At 72.9% G+C, this 18830-nt stretch carries 17 protein-coding genes; 7 read left to right on the top strand and 10 right to left on the bottom strand.

Translation table 11 applies throughout. The annotated features are described in order from the left end of the window. Positions 1 to 102 precede the first annotated feature (102 nt). Entirely contained in the window at positions 103 to 2100 is a 1998-nt protein-coding gene (locus tag ACIGNX_RS17525; RefSeq protein WP_396541160.1) for a UvrD-helicase domain-containing protein, read from the top strand. 73 nt (positions 2101 to 2173) lie between these two features. On the opposite strand, the gene ACIGNX_RS17520 is transcribed toward ACIGNX_RS17525, so the two are convergent. Beyond that, positions 2174 to 2338, bottom strand: coding sequence for a hypothetical protein (locus ACIGNX_RS17520; RefSeq protein WP_396541158.1), 165 nt, complete (start codon positions 2336 to 2338; stop codon positions 2174 to 2176). 136 nt (positions 2339 to 2474) lie between these two features. Next, on the bottom strand, positions 2475 to 3494 hold the full coding sequence (locus tag ACIGNX_RS17515) for an LLM class flavin-dependent oxidoreductase (RefSeq protein WP_396541156.1): 1020 nt from the start codon (positions 3492 to 3494) through the stop codon (positions 2475 to 2477). 61 nt (positions 3495 to 3555) lie between these two features. Here ACIGNX_RS17515 and ACIGNX_RS17510 point away from each other — a divergent pair, with 61 nt between their 5' ends. The 5 genes from ACIGNX_RS17510 to ACIGNX_RS17490 all read left to right on the top strand — a co-directional run bounded on the left by ACIGNX_RS17510 (position 3556) and on the right by ACIGNX_RS17490 (position 9264). Next, positions 3556 to 3822 carry a GNAT family N-acetyltransferase gene (locus ACIGNX_RS17510; protein WP_396541154.1) on the top strand — a complete coding sequence of 89 codons (267 nt, stop codon included), beginning with the start codon at positions 3556 to 3558 and terminating at the stop codon, positions 3820 to 3822. A gap of 229 nt (positions 3823 to 4051) precedes the next feature. Beyond that, positions 4052 to 5761: a polyprenol phosphomannose-dependent alpha 1,6 mannosyltransferase MptB gene (mptB, locus tag ACIGNX_RS17505; RefSeq protein ID WP_396541152.1), complete on the top strand. Its 1710-nt coding sequence runs from the start codon at positions 4052 to 4054 to the stop codon at positions 5759 to 5761. Continuing rightward, positions 5754 to 6989 carry a mannosyltransferase gene (locus ACIGNX_RS17500; RefSeq protein ID WP_396541150.1) on the top strand — a complete coding sequence of 412 codons (1236 nt, stop codon included), beginning with the start codon at positions 5754 to 5756 and terminating at the stop codon, positions 6987 to 6989. Before mptB ends, ACIGNX_RS17500 begins: the two co-directional genes overlap by 8 nt. Next, a complete protein-coding gene (locus ACIGNX_RS17495) occupies positions 6979 to 8250 on the top strand; it encodes a glycosyltransferase 87 family protein (RefSeq protein WP_396541148.1) in 1272 nt (423 codons plus the stop codon). Before ACIGNX_RS17500 ends, ACIGNX_RS17495 begins: the two co-directional genes overlap by 11 nt. Positions 8251 to 8259: 9 nt before the next feature. After that, the gene (locus ACIGNX_RS17490) at positions 8260 to 9264 is read left to right on the top strand and encodes an MBL fold metallo-hydrolase (RefSeq protein WP_396541146.1); all 1005 of its coding nucleotides are present in this window, start codon (positions 8260 to 8262) and stop codon (positions 9262 to 9264) included. Here the strand turns inward: ACIGNX_RS17490 and ACIGNX_RS17485 are convergent. The 4 genes from ACIGNX_RS17485 to ACIGNX_RS17470 are packed head-to-tail and all read right to left on the bottom strand — an operon-like array spanning position 9249 to position 13143. Beyond that, positions 9249 to 10013, bottom strand: a complete 765-nt coding sequence (locus ACIGNX_RS17485; protein WP_396541144.1) for an alpha/beta fold hydrolase — start codon at positions 10011 to 10013, stop codon at positions 9249 to 9251. The genes ACIGNX_RS17490 and ACIGNX_RS17485 overlap by 16 nt on opposite strands. Positions 10014 to 10022: 9 nt before the next feature. Then, a complete protein-coding gene (locus ACIGNX_RS17480; protein WP_396541142.1) occupies positions 10023 to 10460 on the bottom strand; it encodes a response regulator in 438 nt (145 codons plus the stop codon). After that, positions 10457 to 11953 (bottom strand): ATP-binding protein, encoded by a 1497-nt coding sequence (locus tag ACIGNX_RS17475; protein WP_396541140.1) that lies wholly within the window; start codon positions 11951 to 11953, stop codon positions 10457 to 10459. Before ACIGNX_RS17475 ends, ACIGNX_RS17480 begins: the two co-directional genes overlap by 4 nt. After that, positions 11953 to 13143: a PP2C family protein-serine/threonine phosphatase gene (locus ACIGNX_RS17470; protein WP_396541138.1), complete on the bottom strand. Its 1191-nt coding sequence runs from the start codon at positions 13141 to 13143 to the stop codon at positions 11953 to 11955. Before ACIGNX_RS17470 ends, ACIGNX_RS17475 begins: the two co-directional genes overlap by 1 nt. A 77-nt stretch (positions 13144 to 13220) precedes the next feature. Between ACIGNX_RS17470 and ACIGNX_RS17465 the strand changes: the two genes are divergently transcribed. Beyond that, positions 13221 to 13946, top strand: a complete 726-nt coding sequence (locus tag ACIGNX_RS17465) for a lysophospholipid acyltransferase family protein (protein WP_396541136.1) — start codon at positions 13221 to 13223, stop codon at positions 13944 to 13946. Between the two features lie 4 nt (positions 13947 to 13950). On the opposite strand, the gene ACIGNX_RS17460 is transcribed toward ACIGNX_RS17465, so the two are convergent. The 4 genes from ACIGNX_RS17460 to ACIGNX_RS17445 form a co-directional block, all read right to left on the bottom strand. Further along, a complete protein-coding gene (locus ACIGNX_RS17460) occupies positions 13951 to 14409 on the bottom strand; it encodes a YkvA family protein (protein WP_396541134.1) in 459 nt (152 codons plus the stop codon). 125 nt (positions 14410 to 14534) lie between these two features. Continuing rightward, positions 14535 to 15257, bottom strand: coding sequence for a D-Ala-D-Ala carboxypeptidase family metallohydrolase (locus tag ACIGNX_RS17455; RefSeq protein ID WP_396541132.1), 723 nt, complete (start codon positions 15255 to 15257; stop codon positions 14535 to 14537). A gap of 336 nt (positions 15258 to 15593) precedes the next feature. Further along, positions 15594 to 17858 carry an FAD-dependent oxidoreductase gene (locus tag ACIGNX_RS17450; RefSeq protein WP_396541130.1) on the bottom strand — a complete coding sequence of 755 codons (2265 nt, stop codon included), beginning with the start codon at positions 17856 to 17858 and terminating at the stop codon, positions 15594 to 15596. Next, the gene (locus tag ACIGNX_RS17445; protein ID WP_396541128.1) at positions 17855 to 18694 is read right to left on the bottom strand and encodes a ferredoxin; all 840 of its coding nucleotides are present in this window, start codon (positions 18692 to 18694) and stop codon (positions 17855 to 17857) included. Before ACIGNX_RS17445 ends, ACIGNX_RS17450 begins: the two co-directional genes overlap by 4 nt. Positions 18695 to 18830: the final 136 nt, after the last annotated feature.

Raw genomic sequence — 18830 nt, 5'->3', positions numbered from 1 at the left:
CCGGCGTCGCGGAATCGTCCCGGAACATGGTAAGAATGAGGATTGCTTTCACCGCGGAATGGTGAGGCGAAGACAATGCCAGTATATCACAGGGGGCAAAGCGTGACCACTGGTGAATTGGCTGCCGAACGGGAGAGGATCGCGTTCCTGCACGACCGGTTGACGCGGGAACGCGCCACCGCGCGAGCGGCCCTCGACGCCGCCCTGAAGGACGTCCACGAGCAGCGCTGGCAGCGCGAGGTCGCCGTGCGCACGCTGTCGGAGCAGGTCAGCCGCCTGGACGTGGCCGAGGACAACCTGTGCTTCGGCCGCATCGACACCGCCGACGACCGCGTCTACGTCGGCCGCGTCGGCCTGTTCGACACCGAGCGCGACTACGAGCCGCTGTTGACGGATTGGCGTGCGCCGGCCGCGCGGCCGTTCTACACCGCGACCGCGGCGAACCCCGAGGGCGTGACCCTGCGGCGCCATTTCCGGTCCCGGGGCGGTCACCTGGAGAGCTATTACGACGACGAGCTCCAGCTCACCTCGAAAGCGCTGCTGGACGCGCTCGACGCGCCGCGCTCGGCCACGATGCGCGACATCGTGGCCACCATCCAGGCCGAGCAGGACGAGGTCATCCGCCTGCCGCACCGGGGCGTGCTGGTGATCGAGGGCGGGCCGGGCACGGGCAAGACGGCGGTGGCCCTGCACCGCGTCGCCTACCTGCTCTACGCGCAGCGCGAACGCCTGTCCCGCCAGGGTGTGCTGGTGGTCGGGCCGAACCCGGGCTTCCTGCGCTACATCGGCGAGGTGCTGCCGTCGCTGGGGGAGACCGACGTCGTGTTCGCCACGCCGGGCGAGCTGTTCCCGGGCGTGCGGACCGACCGCGAGGACACCCCGGGGCTGCAGGCGCTCAAGGGCGCGCTCACCGCGGTGGACCTGCTGGTGGCGGCCATCGCCGACCGGCAGGAGGTGCCCGCCGCACCCCTCCCGGTCGAGCTGGAGGACGTCACGGTCGAGCTGACTGCCGCGATCGCCGACCGCGCCAGGGCCCGGGCGCGGGCCACCGGGCTGAAGCACAACGAGGCCCGGCCCGCCTTCCACCGGGCGCTGGTGGACGAGCTGGTCGCGCCCGCGCTGGCGCTCATCGGCGAGGACTGGCCGGAACTGGCGGCCGACGTGCGGCGGGAGCTGACCGGCCACCCCGACGTGCGGCGGGCGGTCGACGCGCTGTGGCCCCTGCTCACCCCGCAACGGCTGCTGGCGGACCTCTACGCCGGCCGCTGCGTCGCCCTCGGGCACCCCGAGCTGCGCCGCGACGACCCGACGGCGTGGACGGTCTCCGACGTGCCGCTGCTGGACGAGGCCGCCGAGCTGCTCGGTACCGACGGCGCGGCCGAGCGGCGGGCCGAGGAGGAGCGCAGGCGGGCCGTGGAGTACGCGCAAGGGGTGCTGCACGTGATCGACACCGACGGCGAGATGTACGACGAGGAGCTGCGGGCCGTCGACCTGGTGCACGCCGAGTGGCTGGCCGACCGCCACACCGCGGCGGACCACCGCGTGCTGTCCGAGCGCGCCGCCGCCGACCGCGAGTGGACCTACGGCCACATCGTCGTGGACGAGGCGCAGGAACTGTCCGAAATGGACTGGAGGGTGCTCGCGAGGCGCGGGCCGAACCGGTCCATGACCGTCGTCGGCGACCTCGCGCAACGCCAGTCCGCGGCCGGCGCGCGTGACTGGCGGCAGGTGCTGGGACCACTGGCGCGCGACCGCTGGCAGTACCGCAGGCTCACCGTGAACTACCGCACCCCCGCCGAGGTCATGGCCTACGCCGCCGGCGCGCTGGCCGAGGTCGACCCCACCGCCGTGCTGCCGACGTCCGTGCGGCACGGCGAACCGCCCGTCGAGGTCACCGGCGCGGACCCGGAGTCGTTCCGCCCGGCCACCGGCACGTTCGCCGTGATCTCCGCGACCGGCCCGCTCACCCCGCGAGCGGCCAAGGGCCTGGAGTTCGACACGGTCGTGGTGGTCGACCCGGACCGGTTGCCGCCGGCCGAGCGCTACGTCGCCCTGACCCGCGCCACCCGTCGCCTGGTCGTGGTCCGCACCGGGACCTGACGCGGCGGACCGGACCCGCCGGACGCGCCGGGGGTGCGGCGAACCGCACCCCCGGCGCCGAACCCCGGCGTCGTCACCCGGTGGTGGGCGTCTCGTTCGGCGCGGGCTCGTTGGGCGCCGGCGGCTCGGGGGTGGGCGGCACCGGCGGCTCGGTCGCCGGCGACGGCTGCCCGGGCGGTGGCGGCACCGGCTCCGGGACGGGCACGGGCCGGGGTTCGGGCGGTTGAGGCTGGACCATGTCGACCTCCTTCGCCACCGGACTACCCAAAACTCACCGGATCTACGTCACCCCCGCGAGAGTCCTACGTTCAGGACGCGAGAGTCCTACGTTCAGCGCCCGTGAGTCCTACGTTCAGGGCCCGTGAGTTCAACGCTCAGGACGTGCGCGAACCCTCCGCCGCCGGCGTCGGGCAGGTCAGGTTCGGCAGCACCTCCTCGCCGAACAACCGGATCGTGTCCAGCACGGCCTGGTGCGGCAGCCCGCCGATGTCGACCATCACCAGCTGCGCGTCCAGGCACAGCAGCTCGGTCAGCCGGTTCAGCCGGTCGGTCACCTCCGCCGGGTCCCCGCACACCGCCGCGCCCTCCATCAGCACGTCGACGTCCACGTCCCCGTCACCGCGCCACGGGTCGGCGAACTCGGCGTACGCGGCCAGGTGCGGGCGCCACACCTCCCGCGCCCCGGCCGACGTCGGCGCGACGAACACGTGGCTCGGCAACGCCACCCGCCCGCCCCCGCCCATCGCCTCCCGGTACCGCCGCACCACGGGCAGGTGCGTCGCCGGGTCGCGCAACGTGCTGGGCAGCATCAGCGGCAGCTCCAGCTCCACCGCCAGGTCCGCCGACACCGCCGACGCGCTGCCGATCCACACCAGCGGCCGCGGCTGCTGCACCGGCCGGGGCGTCGTCGTCACGTCCACGAGCGGGCTGCGGTACTTGCCCTCCCACGTGACGTGCTTCTCCTCCAGCAGCCGCAGCAGCAGCCGCAGGTTCTCGTCGAACCGCTCCCGCAGGTCGTCGCGCACGCCGAACGCCTCGTCCGTGCGCTGCGACACACCCCGCGCCACGATCAGCTCCGCCCGACCCCGCGACAGCACGTCGAGGGTGGCCAGGTTCTCCGCCACCCGAACGGGGTCGTGGTGCGCGAGCAGCGTCACACCCGTGGACAACCGCAGCCGCGACGTGCGCTCGGCGATCGTGGCCAGCAGCAGCTCGGGCGCGGAGACGATGTACCGGGTGAAGTGGTGCTCGCCGATCGCCACGCCCGCGAAACCCGCCTCCTCCGCGACGACGGCCTGCTCCACCATCGCACGCAGCCGGTCGCACTCGGTGACCGCCGCGCCGGTGCGCGGGTTGGGCAGGTGATCGCCCAGGATCAGCAGATACACGTCCATCCGACAATCTTGCACGCTGCGACTACGGTGGCACCCGCCGAGCGAACCTGGAGGAGCACCCGTGAGCGCAGCGTCCGTGTCCGACAACCCCGAGCTGTCCCGCTACGAGGTCCGCCTGGACGGCGAGCTGGGCGGCTTCGCCGAGTACACCTCGTCCGACGGCGTGGTCACGTTCACCCACACCGAGGTCGCCGTCGAGGGCAAGGGCCTGGGCAGCACCCTGGTCCGGCACGCGCTGGAGGACGTGCGCGCCAAGGGCCTGACCGTCGTGGCGTCCTGCCCGTTCGTCCGCTCCTACATGGAGAAGCACCCGGAACTGGCCGGCTGACCGGCTCCCCCGAAGAGAGGGGTTGCCCCGCAGTGTGAATCATCACATCGCGGGGTAACAACAAGGCTAAGTACCGGGCTTCTGGTCAACAGTGGTAGCTGATCGTGTCAACATTGCTGATCGTGGCCTCATTCGTCCTTGACCCCCGCCATGATGGTGATGCCGTCGACGACAGACGCCGTCGGCGCGGACGAGGACCGAACACGAGACCGATGAGGTGGGCCTGGCTGTGACCGCTGAGGTGAGCGGAAGTGGCGCGCGGACGGACGGCCCGGCTCGCAAGGCCGGCACGTGGGCGGCGGTGGTCCGGCAGGTCCCCCCGGGGGTGCTGCGGCTCGGCGCGCTCGGCGGGCTGCTGATCACGATCGGCGGCATGGGCGCGGGCGCGGTGCTGCGGCGCGACCCGCTGCTGAGCGGCACGATCCTCAACGCCGTGCGCTACGGGCACGGCCGCGACCTGGCCACCGCCGTGGTGTTCGCGGGCGTCGCGCTGCTGGTCTGCTCGTGGGTGCGGCTGGGTCGCCTGGTGCGCGCCGGCGAGCTCGGCGGGCGCGGGGTGCTGCTGGCCTCCGCCGCGTGGACCGCGCCGCTGCTCATCGGCCCGCCGCTGTACAGCCGGGACGTCTACAGCTACCTGGCGCAGGGCGCGGTCGCGTTGCAGGGCTACGACCCGTACACGACCGGCGCGTCCGCGCTGCCGCTGCCGCTGGGCGGGAACGTGGCCTCGCTGTGGCAGGACACGCCCTCGCCGTACGGGCCGCTGTTCCTGCTGCTGGCCAAGTCCGTGGTCGCCGTCACGGGCGACAACGTGATCATCGGCGCGGTCCTCATGCGACTGGCCGTGGTCAGCGGGCTGGCGCTGCTCGCCTGGGCGATGCCCGGCCTGACCCGCCACCTCGGCGGTCGCGCGTCGATCGCGCTGTGGCTCACGGTGGCGAACCCGTTCGTGATCGCCGTGGGCATCGGCGGCGCGCACAACGACATCCTGATGGTCGGCCTGATGGCGGTCGGCGTGCTGCTGGTGCTGGACGGCAAGCACGTGCGCGGCATCGCGGTGATCGCCCTGGCGACCGCGGTGAAGGCCACCGCCGTGCTGGTCGTCCCGTTCCTGGTGTGGGTGTGGGTGGCCCGGATGTCCGGCCCGGCGCGCCACCGGTTCCTCCAGGCGTGCGCGGTGGGCGGTGTGGCGTTCGTCGCGGTCTTCGCGCTGTCCACGATCGTGGCCGGGGTCGACCTCGGCTGGATCAACGTGCTGCAGAGCCAGACGCCGCTGCTGACGTGGATGTCGCTGCCCTGCGCCGCCGCCGAGCTGCTGTACTTCTCGATCGGGCGGCACGTCCCGGGCGCGACCCACGAGGGCTTCCTCGGCTTCTTCCGGTCCGCCGGCGTGTACGTGCTGGCCGTCGTGCTGGTCCGCCAGTGGTGGCTGGCGCGGGCCGGCGGCGTGGAGGCCGTGCGGCGGGGCGCGATCGCCCTGCTGGCCGCGTCCGCGCTCGCGCCCTCGGTGCTGCCCTGGTACTTCACCTGGGCGTTGGCGCTGGCCGCCGCGTTCGCCTGGAAGGACCGCTGGCTCGCCGCCGCGGCGGGCTTCTCCGTGTGGATGGTCCTCGTCACCCTCCCCGACGGCACGATCGTCGCCCGGTGGCACTACGGTTCGGCCAACCCCGTCGTGTGGTGGTCGTACCTGGCCGTCACCGTCCTGGTCGGCGTGTGGGTCGGTCGGGCGCTGCTGGGCCGCAGGTCGCTGTGGTCGCTGCTGGCCGAGCTGCGGCCCCGGAAGGTCGAGGCCGACCGGCCCGCGCTGATCGTCGAGCAGCCGCAGGCGCCCGTCGCGGAGCAGCCGCCGACCCCGGTCGAGCCGACACCGCTCGACGTCGAGGAGGACGCGGCGGGCGGCTCGGAGGCGACGGGGAAGCAGCGTGGGGGAACGGGTGGCTGATCGGCTCGAACAGCGGGTGCTGAGGTTCGCCCCGCTGGTGCTGGTGCTGTCGCTGGGCTGGTACTTCTGGCGGCTCGGCGCGCCCGGCGGCTGGGGCATGATCGACCTCAAGGTCTACTGGACGCTCGCGCCGAACCTGCTGACCGACCAGCTCTACACGATCGACATGCCGTTCACGGCGGATTTCCCGCTGCCGTTCACCTACCCGCCGTTCGCGGCGGTGGTGTTCCTGCCGCTGTCGTGGCTGCCATGGGTGGCCGCCCGCGTGGTGTGGCAGGTGCTGTCCCTGGTGGCCCTGTGGTGGCTGGTCCGCACGGCGCTGTCGCTGGTCGCCGCCCGGGCGGGGCAGCGGTTCGACGGCACCTGGTCGCGCCGCGCGCTGCTGTGGACGGCGCTCGCGCTGTGGTGCGAGCCGGTGCGCAAGACGCTCGACTTCGGCCAGATCAACCTGGTGCTGATCGCCGGCACGTTCGCCGCGATGGTCGCGGTCCGCAACGCGGTGGCGGGCGTCGGCGTCGGCGTGGCGGCGGGCCTGAAGCTGACCCCGGCGATCTCGGTGCTGTACTTCCTGGTGACGCGCCGGTTCACGGCCGCGCTGTGGACGGCGGTGGGCTTCGCGCTCACCGTCGCGGTCGGGTTCGCCGCCTCGGCGTCGGACTCGTGGCGCTACTGGTTCGAGCTGCTCGGCGCGGCCGACCGGGTGGGCCCGGTCGGGTCGGCGATCAACCAGTCGTTGCGCGGCGCGTTGTCGCGGACCCTGGGGCACGACGTGGGCACGTCGTGGCCGTGGCTGCTCGCCGTGGCGGTGTCCGCGGTGCTGACCGGCTTCGCGCTGCGCGCCGCCGTGCGGGCGGGCGACACCCTGGCCACGGTGGTGGCCGTGCAGCTGTTCGGGCTGCTGCTGTCGCCGATCTCGTGGAGCCACCACTGGGTGTGGGTGATCCCCCTGGTGCTGTGGGCGGTGCACGGCTCCCGCCGCACGTGGCCCGTGCTGGCGGTGGCCGCCGCGTGGGTCCTCGTGACCGGGGCGGACCTGATCACCTACCTGATCGACAAGCAGCCGACCATCTGGGAGATCCCGCGGCCCTGGCCGCTGGCCGCGCTCGGCTGGTGCTACCCGCTGCTGGGCCTGCTCACCCTCGCGGTGATCCCGGCGGCGCTGCGCCCGCGCGAGCCGGTCGACCCGCCGCTCACCACGACGTCGAAGGCCGAGCCCAGTGTCCCGTGACCCGTCCTCGCCCACCGGTGGCGCGCTGCGCGCCGCCGAGCGGTGGCTGCTGACCGCCGCGCCGGTGCTGCTGGTCGTGTCGGCGCTGGGCCGCACCTGGACGATCGTGACGGGGTTCGGCAACGAGACGATCGACCTGTACGTCTACTGGGCGCTCGCGCCGCACGTGCTCTCCGGGGACCTCTACGACGTCACATCGCCGAACTCGCCGCCGGACTTCCCGCTGCCGTTCACCTACCCGCCGTTCGGCGCGCTGGTGTTCCTGCCGATGACGTGGCTGCCGTGGGTGGCGGCCCAGTGGGTGCTGCGGCTGCTGTCCGGACTGTGCCTGTACTGGATGGTGCGGGTCGCGCTGCGGCTGGTGGCCGGCGACGGGTGGACGGCGGACGCGGCGCTGTGGCGGCGGCGGGCGCTGCTGTGGACGGCCGTGCTGCTGTGGTTGCAGCCGGTGGTCCACACGTTCGACTTCGGGCAGGTCAACCTGCTGCTGGCGGGGGTCGTGCTGGCCGCGATGGTGGCCCGGGACTCGCGGCCGGCCGGTGCGGGGATCGGCCTGACGGCGGGCGTGAAGCTGGTGCCGGCCGTCTCCGGGGTGTACTACCTGGCCACGGGCCGGATCGCGGCGGCGGTGTGGTCGGTGGTCGCGTTCGCGGCGAGCGTCGGCCTCGGCTTCCTGGTGGACCCGGCGCAGGCGAAGCACTACTGGTTCGGGCTGCTGGGCGACGCGAGCCGGGTCGGCCCGATCGCCACCGCGCACAACCAGTCGCTGCGCGGGGCGTTGTCGCGGACCCTCGGTCACGACGTGGGCACGTCGTGGCCGTGGCTGCTCGCGGTGGCGGTCTCGGCGGTGCTCGCCGGGGTCGCCCTGTGGGCCGCGGTCCGCGCCGGCGACGTGCTGATCGGCGTGCTGGTGGTGCAGGTCTTCGGCCTGCTGTTCTCCCCGATCTCGTGGGACCACCACTGGGTGTGGATCGCGCCGCTGCTGGTCTGGCTGGTGCACGCCCGCGTCACGCCGTGGGTGCGTGGCGTGCTGCTGGTGCTGTGGTGCCCGGTGATGTTCCTGGACGTGATCGCGTTCCAGCTCGACCGGCAGCCCACGATCTGGACGATCCCGCGGCCGGGCTACCTGTCCGCGATCGGCTGGGCCTACCCGGCGTTGGCGCTGCTCACGCTGGTCGCGGTGCCGTTCGTGCTGCGGGCGGCGCGCCGGGCGCCGCAGGGGGTGCGGCCGGTCAGCCCAGCCGGGGTTACCGGCAAGTAGTATCCGGGGATGGACTGGACCGAACCCGGCGTCTTCGAGGTCGCGCCCGGTGTCCACCGGGTACCCCTGCCGCTGCCCAACGACGGGCTGCGCACCGTCAACGCGTACGCGATCGAGGACGGTGACGGCCTGGTGCTGATCGACCCGGGGTGGGCCCTCGCCGAGGGCGAGGCCGCCCTGGAGGCGGCGCTGGGCGCGCTCGGGCACGGCTTCGAGGACGTGCGCCGCTTCCTGGTCACCCACGTGCACCGGGACCACTACACGATGGCCGTGGCGCTGCGCCGCCGGTTCGGCACCAAGGTCGCGCTCGGCGCGGGTGAGCAGCCGTCGCTGGCCCGGATCACCTCCCGCGCCCGCGACGGCCAGCTCCGCGACCTGGTCGGGTGGGGCGCGCCGCACCTGGCGCGGCGGTGGCGCGAGGTCGTGGCGCAGCTGGGCGAGACCGAGCTGCGCGACTACGAGGAGCCCGACGAGTGGCTGCGCGGGGGCGACCTGCCGCTGGAGAAGCGGGTGCTGCGGGTCCTGCCGACCCCCGGGCACACGCGCGGGCACGTGGTGTTCGTGGACGTCGACTCGTCGCTGCTGTTCGCCGGTGACCACGTGCTGCCGCACATCACGCCGTCGATCGGCTTCGAACCGGCCCGGCCCGCGCTGCCGCTGGGCGACTACCTCGACTCGCTGCGGTTGATCCGCGAACACCCGGACCTGCGGCTGCTGCCCGCGCACGGCCCCGTCACCGAGTCGAGCCACGCCAGGGTGGACGAGCTGCTGGCCCACCACGAGGACCGCCTCGCGGCCACGCTGGACGCCGTGCGCGCGGGCACCGGCACCGCGTTCGAGACCGCGCGCGAACTCGGCTGGACGCGCAGGCAGCGGTCGTTCGCCGACCTCGACCTGTTCAACCAGGTGCTGGCCACCGGCGAGACGGCCGCGCACCTCGACGTGCTGGTCCACCGCGGCCTGGTCACCACCGAGCGGGGCGACGACGGCGTGGTGCGCTACTCCGCCGGCTGAAAGTGCCCGGTCAGGACCTCGGCCAGCACGTGCGGGTCGACGCCGTGCCAGTCGCCCGGCACGGTCCGGCGGCGGGCGTTCGGGAGGCGTTCGGCGACCCCGTCCGCCCAGCCCCGCAACCGCTGGTCGCTGCCCTCGCTGTCGAGCACCAGCGCGGGCGCGGTGATCGCGGCCAGGTCGGGCGGGGTGGCGGTGACGGCCAGGTCGTAGGCGGTGGTGTGGGCCAGCGCCTCCAGCGCCGGCCAGCCGGGCGACCGCCGGGAGCCGGCGGCGACCTCCTCCGGGACGCCGCACGCGACCTGGAACCGGACCACCGCGTCACCGCGCCGCCCGGCGGCCACCAGCGCCTCGATCTCCTCGCGCGCACCCGGCGCGGTCGGCCCGTCGAACGACAGCGGCGGCTCCAGCAGCGCCAACGCCCTGATCGGCACCCCGGCCGCCGCCGCGTGCAGCGCCAGCACCGCGCCGGACGAGAAGCCGTAGGCGAACGCCGACCCGCCTGCCGCGTCCACGACCGCCGCCAGGTCCTCCACCTCGCGCTCGATCGCGTACGGCGCGCGGTCCGTGCTCTCGCCCCGGCCGCGCCGGTCGTAGGTGTAGGCGGTGAACCCGGTCAGCGCCTGCGCCACGGCGGGCATCGGTCCGCCGCCCCGGAAGCAGCACGCCCCGTCCACGAGCACCACCGCCGGGCCGTCGCCGACCCTGCTGAACCCGATCGTGACGCCGTCCCGCGAGGTCACCACGCCCACGACGACCTCCTAGCGGGGGAGCTTGACCACGGTGACGAAGAAGTCGTCGATCTGCCGCACGACCTCGATGAACCGGTCGAAGTCCACCGGCTTGGTCACGTAGGCGTTGGCGTGCAGGTTGTAGCTGCGCAGGATGTCCTCCTCCGCCTCGGACGTGGTCAGCACCACGACCGGGATGGTCCGCAGCGCCGCGTCCGCCTTGATGTCGGCCAGCACCTCGCGACCGTCCATCTTGGGCAGGTTCAGGTCCAGCAGGATCAGGCCCGGCCGCGGTGCGTCGGCGTACTGGCCCTGGCGGCGCAGGAACTCCATCGCCTCGACGCCGTCGCGCACCACGTGGAGCTGGTTGCGGATCTTGTGGTGCTCGAACGCCTCCTGCGTCATCAGCGCGTCGCCGGGGTCGTCTTCCACCAGCAGGACGTCGATCACGTTCAACGGGTTGCTCATTGCTCGTCGTCCTCTACTGCAGGCAGCGTGAACTTGAAGGTGGTGCCGGGGCCGGTCTGCGTCGTGTCCAGCCAGATCGTGCCACCGTGGTACTCGACGATCTTGCGGCACATGGCCAGCCCGATGCCGGTGCCCGGGTAGTCGTCCTTGTGGTGCAGGCGCTGGAAGATCACGAAGATGCGCTCAGCGTACTCGGTGTCGATCCCGATGCCGTTGTCGCTGATGGTGAACGTCCAGAGCTTGCCGGTCCGCTCGACGTCCACGCGCACGTGCGGCGGGTCCTCGCCGTGGAACTTCAGCGCGTTGCTGATCAGGTTGCCGAACACCCCGCCGAGCAGCGACTCCTCGCCGCGCACGGTCGGCAGGTCGGCCACCTCGACCGTGGCGTGCGTGCGCTCGATGACCTCGGAGTAGTTGTCGAGCACCTGGGCGACCAGGTCGTCGCAGTCCACCAGGGTCTGCTCGCGGGTGAGCCTGCCCACCCGGGAGAACGCCAGCAGGTCGTTGATCAGCACCTGCATCCGCTTGGCGCCGTCCACGGCGAACTGGAGGTACTGCTCGCCGCGCTCGTCGAGCTGCCCCGAGTAGCGCCGCTCCAGCAGCTGGCAGAAGCTCGCCACCTTGCGCAGCGGCTCCTGCAGGTCGTGCGAGGCGACGTAGGCGAACTGCTCCAGCTCGCCGTTGGACCGGCGCAGCTCCTGCACGTCGGAGAGGATGCGCACGCGCATGGCCTCGACGTCCTGGCCGAGCATCACGGTCTCCCGCGGCCCGCCCGCCACGACCTCGTGCGCGAAGTCGCCCGACGACACCTGCCGCACGTCCGCGGCCAGCCCGCGCAGCGGCGCGATCACGATCCGGAACAGCACCACCGCCACCCCGGCGATGATCAGCACCAGCAGCACGCCCAGACCGATGAGCAGCCACAGCTGCGACCTCGCCACGGAGTCGAGCTGGCGTCGCGCGTCGGCGGCGGCCTGGTCGAGCTTGCCTCCCAGCTCGTTGCCCGCGGCCCGGATGCCGTCGAAGAGCTGCTTGCCGCGCTCGGCGTCGGCCACCGTCGTCTGCGGGACGCCCGACTGCCGCACCTGCGCGATCAGCGGCTCGGCGTAGGTCTGCCGCCACTCCGTCGCCAGCCGGTCGAGCCGGTCGAGGTCCCCGACGAGGTCCGGCCGCGTCACCTGGATCAGGTCGCGGGCCGCGGCGACGGCCCGGTGCTCGGCCTGCTCCCCGTCGCTGTAGGGCTTCAGGAAGTCCGCGTTGGCGGTGAGCGCGTACCCGCGGACGCCGCTCTCCTGGTTGATCAGGGCCGTGTCCACGTCGCGCACCAGGCTGCGGGCGGGCAGGGTCCGGTCCAGCAGCACCACGCGGGCGTCGGTCAGGCCCGACAGGGACGCGCCCAGGCTGCCGACCGTGGCCGCGCACACCACGACCAGGATCGCCACGGCGGCGATCAACAACCTGCTCGCGGGCCAGTGCCGGCGGTAGTCCCGCATCAGACCCGTTCCGAGATCAGCAGCACGGCCATGTCGTCGTCCAACTCCCCGCCGTTGAGTTCCTTCACCCTGCTGATCAGGTCGTTCAGCAGGGTCTTCGGTGTGCGCGCCCACTCCGGCCGCGCGCCGGTGATCTCGCCGATCAGGTCGATCAGCCGCTCCGAGCCCAACCGCTCGGTGTCGCCCAGCACCCGGCCCTCGACCAGGCCGTCGGTGTAGAGCAGCAGCGACCAGCCCGGCGGCAGCGGCACGTCCAGGCCGCTCCACGTGCTGTCGGGCAGCACGCCCAGCGGCAGCCCGGCCCGATCTCGCGGCAGCTCCACCACCTGGTCGCCGACCAGCAGCATCGGCTCCGGGTGCCCGGCCAGGTAGACCCGCGCCCACCGCCGGTCCGGCGAGATCGTCACCATGCACGCGGTGGTGAACAGGCCGGGCTGGTGGCGTTCGTGCTCCAGGATCTGGTGCAGCGTGCGCAGCACCCGGGACGGCTCCTGGTCGGCCAGCACCAGCGCCCGCCACGCGATGCGCAGCAGCACGCCGAGCGCGGCCTCGTCCGGGCCGTGCCCGCACACGTCGCCGATCAGCAGTTGCAGCGTGCCGTCGGCGGTGCGCACCACGTCGTAGAAGTCGCCGCCCAGCTGCATCCGGCTGCCGCCGGGCCGGTAGCTGACCTCCCAGCCGATGTCCTCGCCGTGCATGATCGGCGACGGCAGCAGGCCGCGTTCCAGGCGGGTCTTCTCCGCCGCCAGCAGCTGCTGGTCGCGGAGCTGGCGCTGCGTCTCCTCGACCCCCTTGCGGCCGACCGCGTACCGGATGCTGCGGGCCAGGCCCACACCGTCGACCTGGCCCTTGACCAGGTAGTCCTCCGCGCCCTGCGCGACGGCCTGGGTGCCCTGGTGCTCGTCGTTGAGGCCGGTGAGGACGATGATCGCCACCGGCGCGGGGTTCGCGAGCAGCCGGGTCAGCCCGTCGAGGCCGGTCGTGTCGGGCAGGCCCAGGTCCAGCAGCACGCAGTCGGCCCGCGACAGCAGCCCTTCGGCCTCGCGCAGCGTCCGCGCCCGGTGCAGGGCGACGTCCGCCTCCACCTCGTCGAGCAGGGCTTCGACCAGCACGGCGTCGCCCTCGTCGTCTTCGACGAGGAGCACGTTGATCCGGTTCACCGCGGTGCGCGGTGCGGGGAGCCCTGCCACGGGGGAGGAGATTAGTCGAACCCGATCAGACCTGGGCGACGGCGGTGCGGTGGGTCGCGGTGACGCCGCCGGGTGCCATGACCGAAGATCCTGCCGTGACGTTCTCCCAGATGGTGGCGCTGACGACCCGCTTGCCCCGGCGGGGCCGCGGGTTCTGGTACTCGGTGGCGATCGACCTGCTGTGGCCGCTGGTGGTGCTGTTCGTGCGGATGAGGATGGCGGGCCGGACGAACATCCCCCGGGAGGGCGCGGTGCTGCTGGCGTCCAACCACCTGTCGTTCGCCGACCCGGTGACGCTGACGGCGTTCGCGCTGGCGTCCGGCCGGGTGCCCCGCTACCTGGCCAAGGAGAGCCTGTGGCGCGCGCCGGTGATCGGGTGGGTGATGGCGTCGGGGCGGCACATCCCGGTCGACCGCGGCAGCGTGCGCGCCGGGCGGGCGCTGGACAACGCGCGCACGTCGCTGGACGCGGGGGAGTGCGTGATCGTCTACCCGGAGGGCACCTTCACCAACGACCCGGACGGGTGGCCCATGCGCGGCAAGAACGGTGTCGCGCGGTTGGCGCTGACGACCCGCACGCCCGTGGTGCCGGTGGCGCAGTGGGGCACCCGGGAGCTGCTGCCACCGGGGAAGTTCCTGCCGCGGCCGTGGCGGGAGGTGTCCGTGGTGGCGGGCGCGGAGGTCGACCTGTCCGACCTGTACGGGCCGGAGCCGACCAAGGCCGTGCTGGACGAGGCGACGGCCCGGATCATGGGCGCGGTGACCGCGCTGCTCACCGGGGTGCGGCTGCCCGGCGGGCGGTGACGCGTCAGCGGGTCTCCCGGGCCTGGCGGGAGCGTTCGCGCTCCCACCGCAGGTACTGGCCCGTGACGGTGGACACGCTGGTGAGCAGCCACACGGCCACGCCCGCGTCGTCGGTCACGCCGATCAGCGGCAGCAGCTCGGGCAGCAGGTCGATCGGGGAGACCAGGTAGACGATCGCGAACGCCCACGTGGCCAGGGTGGTGGTGGGCAGCCCGTAGTCCTTGCGCTCGCGCAGCAGGCGGGGCAGCGCCTTGGCGCGGTCGACCACGTTGCCGACCGGTCGCGGTTCGCCCTTGCGCTCCCAGCGGCGCCGCCTGCGCACCGCCCAGAGCACGCCGGCCGCCACGCCCAGCACCACCAGGGCGGAGCCCGCGACGGCGGGCGGCAGGCCGATCAGGTCGTCGTCACGCCACAGCAGCGTGCTCAGCCCGACGAGGGTGAGGACCACGCTGAGGAAGATCACAGGTCCATGGTAGTGGCGGTGGGGCGTTCGTGGGGACGGAGCGCTTCCCCGGCTCCCGGTGTGGGCCGCGGGCGGGTGCGCGACGCGCCCGCGGCCCCCGGTGTCCGGCCGGGTGACGTCCCGGGTCAGATGCCGCAGGACGGGGCCGACCAGAAGCGGCTGGCCCGGTGGTCGACGTGCGTGTGGTCGTTGTGGTCCGGGTAGCCCGGGCCGAGGATGCCGTTGAAGCCGTGGTTGCGGGCCTGCTGGGCCATGCGGCACAGCGTGAGCGCGCCGGCGCCCAGGTCCACCGCGTCGCCGTACAGGTGTCGTGAGTCGGACGCGCCACCGGCCGCGTTGTTGCAGGCGACGCTGCGGAAGCCGCTCGTGACGCGGATCGGCTGGTCACCCAGCGCGTGCCGCATCGCCTGGAGCTTCCACATGGAGACGAGCGCGTTGAACCGGGCCGTCGCCGCGGAGACCCGGCCGCCGGACCAGTCCGAGTTGCAGTTGTTCAGCTCGGCGTAGGAGAAGTTGACCGGCGTGCAGTCGTCGTCCTGGAGGGCGTAGATGCGGGAGTAGGTGGCGTTGCCCGCCACGCCGTCCGCGGCCAGGCCGTAAGCCTGCTGGAAGCGGATGAGGGCGGACTTGGTGGCCGGGCCGAACGAGCCGTCCAGCGCGAGGACCGCGCCGGAGCCCGGGTAGCCGGAGAGCCGGATCTGCAACTGGCGGACGTCCTCACCGGACGCGCCCGAGGAGAGGGTGCGGTTCCAGGTGTAGCAGCCGTCGGCTTGCGCCGTGCCGCCTCCGGCGACGAGGACGACGGCGACGAGCGCCACCGAGGCGAGGTAGGAGATTAGTCGGAGCACAGGGACCTCCAGACCGGGTTGGGGGACGGGTCTGGAGCCTGTCGGAGGTGAAAACTTGCGTCAATCTGTCATTGATGTATGAAGTTTTCACACCGGGCGAACAGTTTGTGAACGACTGTCGGTTGAGCGGGGGTTGCGGTGCGGTTGTCCGGTACCTCATCACAGCGGGGCGTCGTGCGGTGCACGACCGGTTCGGACTCGTGCGCCACCACTGCGGGATCCGGTGGTGGCGCACGAGCCTTCGGTGCGGCGAAGCGGGGTTGCGGTTTCGTTCTGTTGGGGGGTGTCGGTGTGGCCTCCTGGGTGTGTCGGCGTAGGTGTCCCAGCGTGGGCCTGTCAGCGTGGGCGGGCTTTGGGACCGGTGCGCGCCAGCGACCGCCCGTGGCCGCGTGACCGGACGACCGGGGCGTGCGACGGCGGTAGGGGGAGGGGCTGGGATTCCTGCTGTTGGCGTGGCAGTCGTGCCGGCTCGACGGGCTCCGCGAACCGCCCGCGTTCCGCCCCGGCCTCCCCCGCGCCGTCGACCCGCACGTCGTTCGCCGCGACGCCATCGCTTCCCGGGCCGTGGCTCCGGCTGCCCGCCCGCCGGTCGGCCCGGCGCTCGGACCGGGTCGCCTCCCAGAGCAAGGCGTTCTCCAACCGCATCGCCTCGACCCTGACCGCCTCGAACCGCAAGGACTGCTCCGACCGCGTCCTCCGACCCGGTTGCGCCGCGGTGCCGGTCGCGTCGTCGAGGGCGGTGGGGACCTGCGGCACCGCGAACCCGACCGCGTTCCCGCGCGAGTGGCCGGACCGTCTCGATTGGTCGTGCACCGCAGCGGATTCCTCCGCCACGTGCCCCGGCACTTCGAACCTCGCCGAGTCTGCGCGGGACATCCCGGATCGTCTCGATTGGTCCCGCACCCGGTCCACCGTCGGGTCCTGCGTCGTTGCGGATCTTCCCGGCACGTCCCGCGACGCCTCGAACCGGAACGAGCCATTGCGCGAACCCTCGGCCCATCCCGGTTGGCTGTGCAACGTTGCGGATCTTTGAGGGACGTCCCCCGGCTCTCGGGAACGGGCGGGGCTCGATCCCTCGCGCAGCTCGTCGGGCCGTCCCGGTTCCTCGTGCAGCGTTGCGTATCCCTCCGCATCGCTGCGCACCGGTCGGAAGCGGCCCGACTCGGATGGCGAGGGTGGAAGTCGGCCTGGTGTGGGTGGGAGTCGGTCGGCGACAGGGGCGGTGCGCCGGGCTTCGGGGCTGCCCGGTTCTTTGTGCAGCGTTGCGGTTGTGGTGGGGACGTTGCGCACCGGTGGGAAGTGGCCCGACCCGGCCGGGCGGGGTGCGGTTCGGGCAGGGATCTTGCGATCCGCAACGGTGGCTGCCGGTTCGGCCGCCGGGGTCGGTCGGGGTGGGCGGCGCAGGTCGGTCGGGTCGACGCGATTCTGGCGCCACAGCTCCGTCGACAGCTTGATCATCGCGGTGGGTGCGTCGAGGCCCACCATGCCGACGAGGCGGCCGTCGTCGATGAACCCCGTGATCGTCCGGTGGTCCTTCTGCGACCCCGCCAGCGTGGTCGTGTCCTTGCCCATCGCCGGCAGCCCCGACCCCTGGATCCGCATCCCGTACTGCTCGGTCCAGAACCGCGGCACAGGGGTGAACGGCCGCGAGTTCTCCCTGCCCGCCAACAGGTTCTCCGCGGCCGCCCGCCCCATCTCCACCGCGTTGAGCCAGTGCTCCACCCGACGCGGCTGCCCTCCGAACCGGAGGTTCGGCCACCGCGCGACATCGCCCGCGGCCACGACGTCGGAACCCCCGCCGACCACGTGGCACATGGGGTCGCACAGCACCCCGTCCTCCAGCACCACCCCGGACCCGCGCAACCAGGCCACCGACGGCGAAGCACCCACCGCGATCACCACGACCGCGGCGAAGAACACCTGACCGTCCGACAGGTGGATCGCCACCCCACCCGACTGCCGCACCCAGTGCCGGATCTTCACGCCCATCGCCAGCCGCACCCCGCGCACCCGGTGCGCCTCGGTGACCGTGTCGGCGATGTTCTTGCCCACCGCGCTGCCCAGCAACGTCGACGACCGGCTCACGATGGCCACGTCCCGGCCCATCGTCTTCACCGACGCGGCCATCTCGCAGCCGATGAGCCCGCCCCCGACGACCACGACCAACCCCTGCGTCGAGGTGATCGCCCGCTTGATCGCGATCGCGTCGTCCACGGTCCGCAGCACGTGCACGCGCGGGTCCTGGCGGGGTGCGCCCGCGAGGTGCCGCGGCTCCACCCCGGTGGCGATGACCAACCCGTCGTACCTCAGCTCCTCGCCCCCGGGCAGCCCCACGACGTGCCGGTCCGGCTCCAGGTGGGTCGCCGCCGTGCCGAGCCGCCACACCGCGTCCAGCTCGCGGCTGATCGTCAACCTCAGGTCGGAGGGGACCAGCTCGCCGTTGATCGCCTCCTTGGACAGCGCCGGCCGGTGGTAGGGCAGGTGCCGCTCGGCGCTGACGATGACGATCTCGCCGCGGAACCCCAGCTCCCGCAACCGCTCGCCCGCCCGCAGCCCGGCCAACCCGCCGCCCGCGATCACGACGCGCTCCTCGTTCTTCACCGCACACGCTCCCGCAGCTCGATCGCCCGCATGGGGCACGCCCGCGCGGCGGCCCGCGCCTTCGCGAACTGCTCGGGCGGCGGCCTGCGCTCGTAGCGCAACCGCTCGTCGTCGACGAGCTGGAACAGCCCCGGCGCCTCGGCCTGGCAGATGCCGTACCGGTGGCAGCGCTCGTTGTCGACGCTGATGTCCAACGCGCTGCCGCCCGCGCCGTCGGGCTCGGGCTCGAACCCCGGCTCCGGCTCCAGCATCCCCAGCCGCACCAGCCACTGCGGCGGCAGGAAGCGGGCGATCGCGATGGTCGCCGTGGGGACCAGGATCGTGAGGCCGGCCAACCACAGCACGGCCAGGTTGCCGTTCGCGATCGCGCCGAACCACGAGTGCACCACGGTGATCGCGACGGCGACGTAGGCGAGCTGGTGCAGCCGCAACCACTTGCGGTAGTAGACCTTCTTGCGCAGACCCGCGGTGACGGCGATGGTCAGCATGATCTCCAGGCCGAGGGTGCCGAGGGCGTGCCGCAGCAGGCCGCCGTCGTAGAACGGCACCACAATCCTCAGGTACGAGAAGGCACCGAGCTGCAACAGGGTGAACGCGAACGCGTGCAGCGACCCGAACGTGAGGGCCATGGTCGCCAGCACCATGTGGCTGTTGCGCAACCCCTGTCTGCCGGAGATCCTGTTGGCCCAGCCCGTGGCGATCAGCACGCCCCAGCACAGGGTGGCGCACGTGGTCGCGTAGGCCAGGCGCGCCGAGATCTGCGCCACGTGGCGCACTCCGGCGTCGTGGTCGCCGCCTGCCGCCTGGGCGATCAGCAGCGGAACCTGGGTGAGCACTGGTGTTTACCTCCGAGATGGCGGGAGAGAACTCGCAGGCGGTGGCAAGGGGTCCGCGGGTGTCGGCCCGCCCGGCGGGCCGCGCAGGAGTGGTCACGACCTGCCGGGCGGGTTCGAGGGTGCGGGAGTTCTCCGC

The sequence above is a fragment of the Actinosynnema sp. NPDC053489 genome (assembly GCF_044544865.1).
In the GTDB taxonomy this organism is placed as follows: domain Bacteria; phylum Actinomycetota; class Actinomycetes; order Mycobacteriales; family Pseudonocardiaceae; genus Actinosynnema.
Note: the sequence above shows the minus strand (reverse complement) of the source record. Positions and strands in the feature narration are given on the sequence as shown.